This window comes from Salimicrobium halophilum (assembly GCF_900100295.1).
In the GTDB taxonomy this organism is placed as follows: Bacteria; Bacillota; Bacilli; order Bacillales; family Halobacillaceae; genus Salimicrobium; species Salimicrobium halophilum.
Map to the genome: position 1 here is coordinate 48,341 of NZ_FNEV01000006.1, position 13,521 is coordinate 61,861.

Annotated in this window: 12 protein-coding genes, 1 riboswitch and 1 other annotated feature; of the genes, 5 read left to right on the forward strand and 7 right to left on the reverse strand. The window is 47.0% G+C overall.

Features of this window, described 5'->3' with window-relative positions:
• Positions 1-11: 11 nt before the first annotated feature.
• The 3 genes from BLQ44_RS10390 to BLQ44_RS10400 all read right to left on the reverse strand — a co-directional run bounded on the left by BLQ44_RS10390 (position 12) and on the right by BLQ44_RS10400 (position 2,876).
• The gene (locus BLQ44_RS10390) at positions 12-791 is read right to left on the reverse strand and encodes an SDR family oxidoreductase (protein WP_093193834.1); all 780 of its coding nucleotides are present in this window, start codon (positions 789-791) and stop codon (positions 12-14) included.
• Positions 778-2,007 carry an acyl-CoA dehydrogenase family protein gene (locus BLQ44_RS10395; RefSeq protein ID WP_093193835.1) on the reverse strand — a complete coding sequence of 410 codons (1,230 nt, stop codon included), beginning with the start codon at positions 2,005-2,007 and terminating at the stop codon, positions 778-780. Before BLQ44_RS10395 ends, BLQ44_RS10390 begins: the two co-directional genes overlap by 14 nt.
• Before the next feature lie 242 nt (positions 2,008-2,249).
• On the reverse strand, positions 2,250-2,876 hold the full coding sequence (locus tag BLQ44_RS10400) for a FusB/FusC family EF-G-binding protein (protein ID WP_176757501.1): 627 nt from the start codon (positions 2,874-2,876) through the stop codon (positions 2,250-2,252).
• Positions 2,877-3,043: 167 nt separating this feature from the next.
• Between BLQ44_RS10400 and BLQ44_RS10405 the strand changes: the two genes are divergently transcribed.
• Entirely contained in the window at positions 3,044-4,168 is a 1,125-nt protein-coding gene (locus tag BLQ44_RS10405) for an NADH-dependent flavin oxidoreductase (protein WP_093193837.1), read from the forward strand.
• 38 nt (positions 4,169-4,206) lie between these two features.
• Here the strand turns inward: BLQ44_RS10405 and BLQ44_RS10410 are convergent, their stop codons facing one another.
• Positions 4,207-4,533, reverse strand: coding sequence for a thioredoxin family protein (locus tag BLQ44_RS10410; protein WP_093193838.1), 327 nt, complete (start codon positions 4,531-4,533; stop codon positions 4,207-4,209).
• Positions 4,534-4,630: 97 nt separating this feature from the next.
• Positions 4,631-4,840 (forward strand) — a binding site (T-box leader).
• A gap of 43 nt (positions 4,841-4,883) precedes the next feature.
• Between BLQ44_RS10410 and argS the strand changes: the two genes are divergently transcribed.
• Both argS and BLQ44_RS10420 read left to right on the forward strand, forming a co-directional pair.
• Complete coding sequence (gene argS / locus BLQ44_RS10415; protein WP_093193839.1) at positions 4,884-6,503, forward strand: arginine--tRNA ligase; 1,620 nt, start codon at positions 4,884-4,886, stop codon at positions 6,501-6,503.
• Between the two features lie 70 nt (positions 6,504-6,573).
• Complete coding sequence (locus BLQ44_RS10420; protein WP_093193840.1) at positions 6,574-6,804, forward strand: hypothetical protein; 231 nt, start codon at positions 6,574-6,576, stop codon at positions 6,802-6,804.
• A 48-nt stretch (positions 6,805-6,852) separates the two neighbouring features.
• Here BLQ44_RS10420 and BLQ44_RS10425 read toward each other — a convergent pair whose 3' ends face one another.
• The 3 genes from BLQ44_RS10425 to msrA form a co-directional block, all read right to left on the reverse strand.
• Positions 6,853-7,317, reverse strand: a complete 465-nt coding sequence (locus BLQ44_RS10425) for an SRPBCC family protein (RefSeq protein WP_093193841.1) — start codon at positions 7,315-7,317, stop codon at positions 6,853-6,855.
• Positions 7,301-8,407, reverse strand: coding sequence for an ethanolamine utilization protein EutH (locus BLQ44_RS10430; protein ID WP_093193842.1), 1,107 nt, complete (start codon positions 8,405-8,407; stop codon positions 7,301-7,303). Before BLQ44_RS10430 ends, BLQ44_RS10425 begins: the two co-directional genes overlap by 17 nt.
• A 742-nt stretch (positions 8,408-9,149) precedes the next feature.
• Positions 9,150-9,620, reverse strand: coding sequence for a peptide-methionine (S)-S-oxide reductase MsrA (gene msrA / locus BLQ44_RS10435; RefSeq protein ID WP_093193843.1), 471 nt, complete (start codon positions 9,618-9,620; stop codon positions 9,150-9,152).
• Positions 9,621-9,742: 122 nt separating this feature from the next.
• Positions 9,743-9,863, reverse strand: a riboswitch (SAM riboswitch).
• Between the two features lie 181 nt (positions 9,864-10,044).
• Here msrA and BLQ44_RS10440 point away from each other — a divergent pair.
• Positions 10,045-10,530, forward strand: a complete 486-nt coding sequence (locus tag BLQ44_RS10440) for a DinB family protein (protein ID WP_093193844.1) — start codon at positions 10,045-10,047, stop codon at positions 10,528-10,530.
• 214 nt (positions 10,531-10,744) lie between these two features.
• Entirely contained in the window at positions 10,745-13,474 is a 2,730-nt protein-coding gene (gene ppc, locus BLQ44_RS10445; protein ID WP_143004715.1) for a phosphoenolpyruvate carboxylase, read from the forward strand.
• Positions 13,475-13,521: the final 47 nt, after the last annotated feature.

The following is a 13,521-nucleotide window of genomic DNA, read 5'->3' on the forward strand; positions in this document are numbered from 1 at the left end:
TCACTCCTTCTTCAGCAAGTCGCATGCATCCCCCCGTCTACCGTGAGGATTTCCCCAGTCACGTAATCGGAAGCTTTCGAAGCAAGGAAAAGGGCCGCTCCTTTCAGCTCTCCTTCCTGACCGAAACGATTCATCGGCGTACGTTCCAAGATGAATTCCCCGTTCTGACTAAGAAGCCCTTCGGACATTTTCGTCGGAAAGAAACCCGGAGCCAGTGCATTCACCTGTATGTTGTCCTTCGCAAGCTTCACTGCCAGGTCTTTGGTGAATGTCATGACGGCTCCTTTACTCGTATTGTACCCGATTGTATCCATCAGTCTTGAATCCGCCCCACCGAAACCGGCTACAGACGAAAGATTGATGATTTTCCCGTATTGCTGTTTTGTCATTACTTTAGCCGCTTCTTTACTCATTAAAAACGTACCCGTTACATTGACGTTCATAACTTTCTGAAAAGCCTCCGTCGGCATCTCCAGTGCAGGCGCTCCCCAGGTTGCTCCACTATTATTGATAAGAACGTCGATCGTGCCGAAAGTCTCTACCGTTTCCTCGATCACCTTCTTCACGCTTTCTTCATCCGTCACGTCACAAGCGAGTGCCAACGTCTTTATGTCATGGTTCTTCTTCAATTCTTCGGCCATCGCCTCACAGTTCTCCACTTTTCTTGAACATAAAACGATGTTAGCCCCGGCTTCCGCAAGTCCCTCTGCCATCTGGGCACCCAGACCACGTCCTCCTCCGGTGATGACAGCTGTCTTTCCATCCATTTGAAACCATTCATGCACGTGCATAGGTATCCTCCTTATATTTAGAAAGCTCCAGTTTCGCGACCTGGCGTTTATGGACTTCATCAGGTCCATCTGCAAGCCGCAGCGTTCTGGCATTGGCATAATTCATCGCTATCGTGTAATCATCACTCACACCCGCTGCTCCGTGGGCCTGGATAGCGCGGTCCATCACTTTAAGAGCCATCTCAGGAGCGGTGATTTTGATCATGGCAATCGCGGCTTTCGCCTCTTTATTGCCCAGGGTATCCATCTGATAGGCGGTCTGCAGAGTCAAAAGCCGGGCTTGCTCGAGCTCTCTCCGGGAATCGGCTATCCACTCTCTGATGACTCCCTGATCCGCGAGAGGACGATGGAAAGCGACACGGTTTTGAACGCGCTTACATAAATCTTCAAGCGCTCGTTCGGCTGCTCCGATCAATCTCATACAATGATGGATTCTCCCAGGTCCGAGTCTCCCCTGGGCGATTTCGAACCCGCGTCCTTCTCCAAGAATGAGATTTTCTTTAGGTACCTGTACATCTTTGAATTCAATCTCTGCATGACCATGAGGGGCGTGATCATATCCGAAGACGTTCAGTGGGCGCTTGATGGTGACCCCTTCTGCATCCATCGGCACAATGATCATCGATTGCTGCTTATGTCTCGGAGCTTCCGGATCTGTTTTCCCCATAAAAATTGCAAAGGAACACCTCGGGTCCATGGCTCCTGTCGACCACCATTTCGTTCCGTTCAGAAGGTAATGATCCCCTTTATTCTCGATCTGTGAAGCTATATTCGTCGCATCGGAAGAAGCTACATCAGGCTCTGTCATAGCAAAACAGGACCTGATTTCCCCATTCAAAAGGGGGTGCAGCCACTTTTCTTTTTGCTCTTCGGAACCGTACATCGACAGAAGCTCCATATTTCCGGTATCCGGTGCATTGCAGTTGAAAATCTCCGGGGCGAGCATGGACCTGCCCATCTCTTCGCACAAAGGGGCGTATTCGACATTGCTCAGCCCGGCTCCGTGTTCTTCGTCAGGTAGAAACAGATTCCACAACCCTTCCGACTTCGCCTTCTTTTTCAACTCTTCAACAATCGGTGGAACCTCTCCCCAGCGACTTTCTTGAGCCTCTAATTGCTTCTGAAACACTTCTTCATTCGGATAGATGTTCTCTTCCATAAACGAACGTACCGCTTCTCTGTACCTTTTCGTCTTATCATTATATGAAAAGTCCATAGTCTTCCTCCCTTGCTGTGCATACTAACCAGTTGGTATGTTAAGTGTATAATAAATTGTCAAAAAATTCAATGATCAAAAGTGGAGACACCCCGGATAGAAGTATTCACCGGGTCCGCAAAATCCTCCCGAAGGTCCGCAATTAAGTGCCTAAACTTGTCGAAAGTCCGCAAAAACAAACTGAGTGTCCGCAAATACCCACGGAAAGTCCGTATTTAACAAAAAAAGATAGGGGAGTTCCCCTATCTTTTCAAGTCATCCATGAAATTATATAAATGCTCTCTGGTTGTCATGTTCTGGTTACACTTAATGCTATCTTTACATACATAATTCCCTTTTCTCCTGAATTCGGTCGTGTCAGTTACGAACAACCCCACGTGCTCATGTTCGTGACAAATGGAGCAGATATTCTTCTGACCCGTGTACGTAAACGACCCTTCCATACCGACAAGTTCCCCGTCTCTGTAAGTCACGATGAATTTACGATCAAGACCCGGGTCGAACCAGCTCAGATAAGTCATATCACGGGCATCCACATTTTTCCCCAGTACAGGTGGTTTCACTTTCAATAGGTATGGAAATAATCCCTTCACCTCTTCATCGGAAGGCATCCGGAACGATTGGACAAGCGGCAGGATTCTCGCGTAGAACATCTCTGCATCCGTCCGGTCCTCAAGGTACGTAATACCTTCAAGAACGCGCTGCTGAAGCTCGGTCAGCCCTTCGAAAACGCTCGACATCTTATCTCTCGCCATCGCCTGGACGGTTTGAACCATTTCTTTGTCATTGATCAGCGCATTTGTCTGCACAATGTGACCGACTTGTTTCTGTATATAATGAAATTGATCACTTCGGATAAATGCTTCCATTACCCATGCCCCTTTCTGGAAATATATGAACGGTTGTCCAACCATGTCAAAACGCAATTTACTTATTAAAAGAATAACACGTTTCACTAATATGTACGTAACTAAGCGCTTGCGCCCCGGCATCCATGAGCACTTTATAAGACCAGTTCTCCGTTCGGTGATACACTATGCTATGGAAAAGGAGGAATTCCATGTTTGAACCTTATACATTGCCTTCGGGCGCAGAACTCAACAACCGGTTGTTACTCGCTCCGATGACGAATTTCCTGTCGGAAGACGATGGCCGGGTATCTGATAAAGAATTGAACTATTATAAACGAAGATCCAAAGGACTCGGCGCAGTCATCACAGCTTGTGCCAACGTGAATGCACAGGGGAAAGGTTTCGACGGGGAAATCGGCGTAGACCGGGACGAACTGATTCCAGGATTGAAGCAACTGGCGGATGTCATCCATGGTGAAGGAACCAAAGCGATTCTTCAGATTTATCACGGGGGACGGATGTGTCCACCTCACCTTGTTCCGGAGGAGACGCCCGTCTCAGCAAGTGCGGTTGCAGCTGAAAGAGAAGGAGCTGTCACCCCAAGGGAAATGACAGACGACGAAATCGTACAAACCATCGAAGACTTCAAGCAAGCTACAAGAAGAGCCATTGAAGCCGGCTTCGACGGAGTAGAAATCCACGGAGCGAATACGTACTTGCTCCAGCAATTCTTCTCCCCTCACTCCAATCGTCGCACCGACAGATGGGGCGGAGATGTGTTCGAACGTATGAGATTTCCGCTCGCTATCGTGGATGCAGTAGAAGAAGCGGTGCAGGAGCATGCCTCTTCTCCATTCATTACGGGGTACCGCCTGTCACCGGAAGAACCTCATACACCCGGAATCACTCTTGATGATACTCTGAAGTTCTCCAACGAACTGGCTAAGAAAGAACTCGATTATCTCCACATTTCTTTGCGTACTTTTCATCAGCCTTCCATCCGTGAAGAAGGAGGAACTTCGGTCATCCGTCAGATTCAGGACGAAGTAGGAAATCATATTCCTGTTATAGGTGTCGGTGCCCTTATGACGAAAGAAGACGTGGAACAGGCCCTTCAAACGGTCCCGCTGATCGCTCTTGGAAGAGAAATGCTGATTGACCCGGATTGGGCTGTGAAAGTGAAAGAAGGCCAGACCGATCAGATAGCTATAGAGATGGACCATGAGTCTCAGGAGGAAGTCATGATCCCTGAACCGATGTGGACAAGAATCCTTAGTGTTCCAGGTTGGATTCCTCAAAAAAACAAATGACACAAAAAGAAGAGCCACTTCGAAAGGGCTCTTCTTTTTCATGCATTCATCGCATCCTGCAGTTTATTCAACTGATGATCGAGTTCTCCTACCGGGACGAACCGGGCTTCCCGGATCAGTTCCCGACCTTCCGAATAAACGAGCACGACCGGGACCGTAAACACTTGGAATTCCCCGGAGATTTCAGGTATTTCAGAAGCATCCAGATGCACCGCTTTAATGTCAGGGTAACTTTCAAGCAGTTCTTCGACTTGTGGCTTCAACCCATGACAGACCGAGCAGGCCGGCTGCGAAATGTACACAAGAGACAGCTTTTCGTTATTGATGATTCGTCTTGCTTCTTCGAGATTATCCAGCTTTTCCATCGTTTCATCACCTCTCTTTCTCTTTTTCCCGAATATCCGATATTTAATCTGATGGTTGATTTTTGAATCAGCTTCGTCTATAATCCTGTTTAACCATATACTGCCTGTGATGAAGAGAGTACTTTCTTTTTTCTTTCAAAGCGATCCGGGGTCTGGTGTAAGCCTGGAAAAGAATCAGAGAGGAACCGGACTTCGGAGGTGCGGAAGTGAAATGAAGTAGCTTATCGCCGGGATGACCCCCGTTATCATACCAAAGTGGCCTTAAGGCTAGAAGAGTGGTACCGCGCGGCACCCCCACGTCTCTTTCGGACGTGGGGGTTTTTTGTGTACAAGAAAAAAGGAGTGTTTCCATGGAAAAAGAAATCATCTCTCTCCAGCTCGCTCATCTGCTGGGAGAAAGTTTTAAGCAAAAGGATATTTATGATCAACTCGAAAAACCGAAGTATAAAGATCACGGGGATGTGGCCTTCCCATGCTTTTCACTGGCCAAACACTTACGTACAAACCCTAAGCAAATTGCAGAAGACCTGAGCAGCAAACTGGATCACCCTATTTTATCTAAATCGGAAGCAGTGCACGGGTATGTGAATATTTTTCTAGACCAAGATTTTATGACCGAACATATTCTGAGCCGGGTTCTTACAGAAGGGTACGGCTCTCATTCCTTCGGTCGTGGGGAAAACGTGGTTATTGACCTGTCCGCTCCGAATATTGCCAAACCTTTCTCGATGGGTCACCTGCGCTCCACCGTCATCGGCAATTCTCTGGCAAACCTTGCAGAAACATGTGGCTACACACCAGTGAAAATCAATTATATCGGCGATTACGGAACCCAATTCGGTCATCTTCTGGCCGCTTATAAAAAATGGGGAGATGCTGAAGCTGTTCGTCAAGCTCCGTTGAAAGAGTTGTCTGAGATTTATGTGCGTTTCCATCATGAATCAGAAAGTGATCCTTCTTTGATCGAAGAGGGTCGTGAGTGGTTCAAACGTCTTGAGCAAGGGGATGAAGAAGCTCTGGCATTGTGGAAGTGGTTCCGGGAACTATCCCTCGAAAAGTTCCAGGACATCTATGACCAACTTGATGTATCCTTCGACCTGACCCGCGGAGAATCGTATTACAGTGACAAAATGGAGACGACGATTTCTTTACTTGAAAGCAAAGGGTTGCTCGAGGAATCAGACGGGGCTCTTGTTGTGAAGCTGGATGAGTTCGACCTTCCTCCCTGCCTCATAGTAAAAAGCAATGGTACTACGACTTACGCGACGAGGGATGTCACTGCTGCCATCGACCGTTACCAATCCTACTCTTTTTCGAAGAGTTTATATGTTGTCGGAAATGAGCAGACCCTTCACTTTCAACAGATCCGAAGAGTTCTCGAAAAAGCAGGTTTCGCCTGGGCTAATGACATGTATCACGTATCTTTCGGTATGATGCTGCAGGACGGAAAGAAAATGTCGACAAGGAAAGGCAGAACGATTCTGCTCGAAGACGTGCTCAAAGAAGCGGGGAACCGTGCCGGGGACAACAAAATCGGAACAGGTGCCGTCCTGTTTCATGACTTGAAACATTACAGACAGAATGACGTGGAATTCTCTCTCGAAGACATGCTGACGTTCGAAGGGATCACAGGTCCTTATCTCCAATACACCTATGCGAGAGCTTTATCTCTGCTCAATAAGACATCTTTTGAAAAGAAAACAGGGTTATCAGATCCCGGCGCCTGGGAGCTTGTGAAGCAGCTTCATGCCTTTCCGGATGAGACGGCGCGGGCTTTCCATGAATTCGACCCTTCGATTGTAGCGCGTTACCTTCTTGGATTAGCAAAATATTTCAACCAATATTATGCAGGGACGAAGATTCTTCAGGAAGATCAATTGGACGAACGTCTCACTCTTGTCTACGGCGTGACGCTCGTGCTCAAGGAAGGCCTTGGCATATTAGGTATCGAGGCAGTGGAAGAAATGTAAAAACGTTGCGTTCTCCCCTTCCACCTAGTATGTTGAAAGTAGAAGAACTTCTCTACGAAGGAGGAGCACAATGTATCCACTTTATTATACGATTGCTATCATCATCTCTTTATTTGCGTTGATTGCCACCATTTCTATCGGCAGAAACATGATGAAACAGGAACAAACACAGGATAGTGAAGAAGAATTGGAAAGCCTGAAAACGGAACCTGCCAAGAATACAAGCATACGACTTCTAAGTGTCATCTACACTATAACCTTTGTCATTACAATCGCTCTTTTATGGATTTTTGTGTTTTAAACAAAAAAGTCAGGCATCTGCTCATCTCGGGCAAAGCCTGACTTTTTATTATTCCGCCGATTGTCCATACTCTTCCTCCGCCACACGTTTCACCCTGCGGACGAAATTCGTGACAGCCTGATCATTCGAAAATAGAATAAGGACCCGCAAATACCAGCGCCTCGGTCGATTCGAAGACAGATAAGTGAATTTCGTTTTCTCCTCTCCCATCTTTTCGAGAAGATAGGTGGCCTGGATATCGTAAACCCCGGCCAACGTGTACGAATATGTTAAGCGTTTCTTCGATTCCTCGTCCTCGTGCTCAACTATGGTAACTTCATATTCTTCTGTCCGTTCTCCAACACCGTAGGACTGTCTGTATACATTCCCTACAGCCTCACCGGAAGAATGAATCATGCGATGTTCGACGATATTCGGCATGACTTTTTTCATTTGTTCCACGGATTGATCGAAGTACTTCCAGACTTGTTCAATCGGAGCATCTATTTCAATCGTTTCAGACCAACGTTTCATTTCCTGTCTCCCCTTCTTCCTTTTTGGTTACCAGCCATGCTATACCTACAGCGAGCATACCTGCACTCAATTTACCGATCAGCACCGGAATCACCATCTCTTTTTCTATTCCGGCAACAAACGCAATATGTGCCCCCAAAGCGAAAGCACCGCTCACGGCAAAGGCGGAATTGATCACTTTCCCCCGGGGCTTCATGTCTTTGATTGTCACAAGCATAGGAATATTGTGGGCGAGCGCAGCCAAGATGCCGGTCATCGCCGTTTTGTCCACTTTGATGATCGGTCTCATATAAGTGAATGGCTTGTCGAGCACCCGCTCTAAAAATGCGACGAGAGGAAAGGCCCCTGCCAGGGTGACTGTAATTTTTGCAACAATGATCGCCCCTTCTGACAGAGGAGCAAGCCCCTGGATCAAGGAAATGCCAAGCAACGTTTCCAGGGTGATAGATACAAGTCCAATCGCAATGAGCACCTCTATCATTTTACCAAAGGCTGCGAAAAGACGGATGGTGATAGCTGTGAATAAACCAAGACCTATGGATATGAGGACTGTGAGAAACAAGGAAGGAAGTAAGTTTATAAGCATCCAACCGAATGGATAGCCTGCTAGAAATCCTCCTGCGAAACAACCGATAGGAATTGTCGTGAACCCTATCAACACACCTTTCGCGAAGTAAGGATAATCCTGCTTATGCAACACAGCCAAAGCTACGGGTATCGTGAACACGACGGTAGGCCCCATCATCGTACCCAGCAGCGACCAGGAAAACACCGCTGCCGCTTCACTCTCCGCCATCGACTCTGCCAGCGGATAGGCTCCGGTATCGATAGCAAGTAGCATCGAAGGAAACATTCCCGGATCAGCTCCAAGCCGCTCATACAGAGGAACAATCACCGGCTCCAGCCAATCAGCCAGCACCGGTGCAAAAGAAATGATACCGATCATTGCGAGAGCAAGGGTACCCATCATTTGAAATGCTTCATAGAAACGATCTCCGAGACCGAGACGTTTATTCAATATGTAATAATCAGTAGCTCCAAGTACCATAAACAGGCACATAGCCCCAATTACCCAATCGTTCAAAGACACACCCTCACCCCCACTTCATTTATTAGTATAGCAGAGAATGAAAAGCGGAGTCACCCCGCTTGGAAACCTCAGTCATAAGTAGACGGCCCTGGCTTTGGATGCCCTTGTCCAAAACAGGGGTGGCTACTTATATTACGGGCTTCTGGATGGTGCAACTAGACAGAATGAAAAGCGGAGTCACCCCGCTTAGAAACCTCAGTCATAAGTAGACTTGACTTCTTTTGGGTGCCCTTTCCCGAAAAAGTCGAGTCTACTTATGGCTCGGGGTTTCTGGGTGATGCAGCTGGATCATGAAACAGGAAAAGTGGAACCATCCCGCTTCGAAGCCCGGAGCAAGTATGCATTCCTCGATTATCCTATTAATTTTGAGCGTAATCGTGTAAAACCACAGCAATAATCGAAGAATCCGACATGAAACAAGCGAATCTGATCAAAAGTGTTGCATTACTATTTTTTTAAAGTGATATAAGGCTAATCCCAAATGAAAAACACCTCAAAACAGCCACCCTTACAGGAAAAACACCCTTCGACTTCTTCGCCAACCATTCAGAACACTCCGAAACCGCACGAACGGTTCATTAAGTGCGAAACGGTGCGCTCACGGCAGAGCAACAAACCACGAACGGTCCATTCCATCAGAAATGAACCGCTCCCGCGATGGAACTTTCTCTGAACAGTCCAAACAATGATCCTCTGCCGACTTTGACCAATAAAAAAACCCCGGCTCGATAGGCCGGAGTCTTTATACTGCGCTGCACGCAGCGCCATATTTTTTCACATATTGCTGATGATATTCTTCCGCTTCATAAAAGGTGGAAGCTGCTACTACTTCCGTCACAATCGGACGCTTGAAGATTTCTCTTCTGTTCCACTCGCCGATTTTCGAAACAGCCAGCTGTTTCTGGGCTTCGTTTGTATGGAAGATCACGGAACGATATTGATGTCCGATATCTTCGCCCTGACGGTTCACGGAAGTCGGGTCGTGAGCTTCAAGGAAATATTCTACAAGCTCTTCATACGTAATCACCTTCGGATCGAACTCGATGCGGATCGATTCCGCGTGACCTGTCTTTCCTGTCTTCACTTGTTCATATGTCGGATTTTCAATAAACCCGCCTGTATATCCTACTGTCGTATCTGTTACTCCGTTAAGTCTTTCAAAGAATGCTTCTACTCCCCAGAAGCACCCTGCTCCAAAAATAGCTGTTGCCATCCTTCATCTATCCTTTCTTCCTAACTCCACTTCTATCGAGAGCTTAGACGACGGCCTAACAATCAAAAGCCCCCTCTTCTCATCCAAGAAGAGGGGGTCGACGTTATAATATCCGTACGATCCTCTCATCTTTTAGAGTGTGTACCACTCTACAGGAATTGGCACCGTTCGTACTGATGGTTACATCAGCAGGATGGTTGCCGGGCTTCAAAGGGCCAGTCCCTCCGCCTCTCTGGATAAGAAGTTTCGTTATTAATTTTTAAGTTATTTTCCATAATACAACGAATGATTCTCAAAGTAAAGAGAAAAACCTGAAAAATTTCAACCGATCAAAACAGGTTTCATGAGCCCTATTTACGTGTATTAAGAAAAGAGATTCTCAAACTTCTCTCCAATAACCAAGAAAAAGGAAGGATGACTACCTATGTATGGTCTTGAAGATAAAAGGAAGATCCTCAATGAATATATCGAAAAAGTCCCTGAAGAAGAAGCCGGAAAGAAACCTTCCGAAGATAAATGGTCGGTTCTGGAGATCCTCGAGCACCTCTATCTAATGGAAGGATTCATCGTCCAGAAGATCGATGAAGTCATTAAAAACGGAGACGTCAATACAGCTGAAACGAAACCTATTGAACGCACGACTAATCGTTCCTATAAAGTCGAAGCGCCGGAAGCACTTCGTCCTAAAGGAACATTCTCTTCCCTTGAAGAAGCGAAGGACGGACTCAATAAGACGAGAGAAGCGACGACATTTCTTCTGCACAACAAATCGGAAGAAACGTTGCAGAGTTATTCCTTTCCCCACCCTTCCTTCGGCAACATGAATCTTGAACAGTGGGTCGAGTTCATCGGCTGGCACGAACTACGTCATCTCGATCAAATGAAAGAAGTCAGAGAGAAATCGGAGTAATACGTCCAAATCCCCCATTTTTCCGGGGGATTTTGCTATTTTAGTCGGCGATGGACCTCTTTAAGGTTTGACTGTAAAAAATATTCTGATAATATTATGAAAATACGAGACTTTTCCTTAATCGTCTCTCCCCTCCGAAATTTATCCACTATTAAAACTACAGAATGTACAGGAAGGTGAAATTGTGACTACACAACAAACAACCAATGAACATATGACGCCTCTGCGACGGGATATCCGCGTTCTCGGAGAAATGCTCGGGAATGTCCTTGTCCACCAGGGAGGCCAGGAATTACTAGATAAAGTAGAAAGAATCCGCAAGCTTACCAAGGATTTAAGAAACCAACCCGACTCTTCCAACTACGACACGCTAAAAACAGAAATCACTGATTTACAACCACCGATGCGTTCTCAGGTGATCCGTGCTTTTTCCATCTACTTTCATCTGGTGAACATCGCTGAACAGAACCATCGTATCCGCCGCCGCAGAGAGTATCAGCTTCGGGATGATCACTCGGTCCAGCCGTTTTCTCTCGAGAGCGCTATACAGAACCTGAAGGAAAATGACTATTCCAAAGACGTCATTCAGAATGTACTTGAGAAATTATCGCTTGAACTGATCATTACGGCACACCCTACAGAAGCAACGAAACGAACAGTCCTTGAAATTCAGAAGAGAATTGCAAACATTCTGAAACAACTGGATACAGAACAATTGACACATAGAGAAAGAGAAGACCTTCTCGACAGTCTTCAAAATGAAGTGACTGTCCTCTGGCAGACAGATGAACTGAGAGAACGAAAGCCGACGGTCATGGATGAAGTGAGGAACGGACTCTATTACTTCGACCATACGCTTTTTGATGTTTTACCTGATATCCATCAGGAGCTCGAGCATCAGCTTCAGGATCAATACCCGGAAGAAGACTGGTCTGTGCCGAACTTCCTTCACTTCGGATCCTGGATCGGTGGGGACCGTGACGGAAACCCGAACGTCACTCCGGAAGTGACATGGGAAACATTGAAGAAACACCGTGAACTGATTCTGGAGAAATACGAAGATTCTCTCATCGATTTAATGAAACGATTCAGCCAGTCCCTGGCCCATATCGAAGTTTCCGATCAGTTGCGTCAATCCATCGAGGAAGAAGAGACGTGGATTCCTGAAGATAAAGTGTGGCGTGTGGATAAAGAAATTTACCGCCGTAAGTTCGCCATCGTCCTCGAACGACTGCGTGAGGTCGGACAGTCGGACCTCGGGTATAAGAGTGCAGAAGAATTGCTCGAAGACCTGCAGATGATCCAGGAAAATGCCCTAAAGCATCAGCCCGGTAATCGCGAGCTTAAGAGCCTACGTAAATTCATACGTCAGGTTGAACTTTTCGGCTTCCATTTAGCGACGCTGGATATCAGGAACCATAGCGGGGAACATGAAGCGGCTATGACAGAGCTCCTTCAGAAAGTCGGCATCACGGAGGATTACGCTTCTCTTTCCGAGGAGCAGAAATTGGACACCCTCCATCAGCTTCTGAAAGACCCACGCCCTATTTCCTTGTTGAACGAAGATTATTCGGAAGCGACTCAGCAGATACTGAATGCTTTCCATATGATTCGTGATGCTCACAAGGAATTCGGAAAACGTTCCATTCAGGTTTACCTGATCAGTATGACCGAGGCAGCCAGTGACGTACTGGAAGTTCTCGTTCTTGCCAAAGAAGCCGGAATTTATCGACTTCACACGGATGGTACGGTAGAGAGTGACCTGAACGTAGCTCCTCTTCTCGAGACCGTCAATGACCTGGTCGCCGGTCCTGAAATCATCAAAACGCTGTTCGAAATGGACGCTTTCTCCAAGCACCTCTCCGAACGTGGGAACCAGCAGGAAATCATGCTCGGTTATTCGGATGGAAGTAAAGATGGCGGAACCCTTACCGCCAACTGGAGATTGTACAAAGCGCAGCAGGAAATTCATGAAATGGCTCGCGAGTACAATATCAGCCTGAAATTCTTCCATGGGCGCGGTGGCTCCCTCGGACGCGGAGGCGGACCACTTCATCGCAGTCTCTTGTCCCAACCTGCAGAAACGCTTGGGGATGGAGTGAAAATCACAGAGCAGGGGGAAGTACTTTCCTCGAGGTATCTACTTCGCGATATTGCCTACCGCAGTCTCGAACAGGGAGCATCGACGCTTCTTGAAGGTGCTGCCAACGTATCCCGCGAATCGGAACAGGCTCATCACAGGGAAGAATCCTGGGAGAATGCAATGGAAGAAATCTCTGATGTATCTCTCGAGAAGTACCAATCTCTTGTATTCGGAGATCCTGACTTCCTGACGTATTTCAACGAAGCGACCCCGCTCAATGAGCTCGGGGAACTGAATATAGGCTCGCGTCCGATGAAACGGAAAGACAGCTCCAAATTCGAGAACCTTCGTGCCATTCCATGGGTATTCGCCTGGACGCAAAGCAGACAGTTACTTCCGGCATGGTTCGCATCCGGTACCGGTCTCGCGGATTACCGCGATCAGAGCCCGGAGCACCTGGAACTGTTGCAGCAAATGTATGAAAACTGGCCGTTCTTCCGTTCTACAATCAATAACCTGCAGATGGCATTGACGAAAGCGGATATTCAGACAGCCAGAGAATACAAGTCCCTGGTGAATGATGAAGCTGTCGGTCAGCGGATTTTCGATACGATTGTGGAAGAATATGAGCGGACAAAAGAAGTTCTTCTGCAAATTACAGAAGATGAAGAGTTGTTGGATCACCAACCTACGATTCAGGACTCTGTTCGTCTCCGTAACCCTTATGTCGATCCGATGAATTTCCTTCAAGTGGAATTGATTAAAGATCTGCGGAACACCGATGATCCGAATGATGAACTTCTGACAGAAGTGCTTCTGACAATCAGCGGCGTAGCGGCAGGACTCCGCAACACAGGGTGATTCAAGCATTCAAAAAAACCGGTTCTTGTTGAACCGGTTTTTTTATG

Excerpts from the sequence above, each read along its gene's own strand:
- BLQ44_RS10390 (WP_093193834.1), bottom strand. The coding sequence starts at position 791 with ATGCACGTGCATGAATGGTTTCAAATGGATGGAAAGACAGCTGTCATC.
- BLQ44_RS10395 (WP_093193835.1), bottom strand. The coding sequence starts at position 2,007 with ATGGACTTTTCATATAATGATAAGACGAAAAGGTACAGAGAAGCGGTA.
- BLQ44_RS10400 (WP_176757501.1), bottom strand. The coding sequence starts at position 2,876 with ATGGAAGCATTTATCCGAAGTGATCAATTTCATTATATACAGAAACAA.
- BLQ44_RS10405 (WP_093193837.1), top strand. The coding sequence starts at position 3,044 with ATGCTATGGAAAAGGAGGAATTCCATGTTTGAACCTTATACATTGCCT.
- BLQ44_RS10410 (WP_093193838.1), bottom strand. The coding sequence starts at position 4,533 with ATGGAAAAGCTGGATAATCTCGAAGAAGCAAGACGAATCATCAATAAC.
- argS (WP_093193839.1), top strand. The coding sequence starts at position 4,884 with ATGGAAAAAGAAATCATCTCTCTCCAGCTCGCTCATCTGCTGGGAGAA.
- BLQ44_RS10420 (WP_093193840.1), top strand. The coding sequence starts at position 6,574 with ATGTATCCACTTTATTATACGATTGCTATCATCATCTCTTTATTTGCG.
- BLQ44_RS10425 (WP_093193841.1), bottom strand. The coding sequence starts at position 7,317 with ATGAAACGTTGGTCTGAAACGATTGAAATAGATGCTCCGATTGAACAA.
- msrA (WP_093193843.1), bottom strand. The coding sequence starts at position 9,620 with ATGGCAACAGCTATTTTTGGAGCAGGGTGCTTCTGGGGAGTAGAAGCA.
- BLQ44_RS10440 (WP_093193844.1), top strand. The coding sequence starts at position 10,045 with ATGTATGGTCTTGAAGATAAAAGGAAGATCCTCAATGAATATATCGAA.
- ppc (WP_143004715.1), top strand. The coding sequence starts at position 10,745 with ATGACGCCTCTGCGACGGGATATCCGCGTTCTCGGAGAAATGCTCGGG.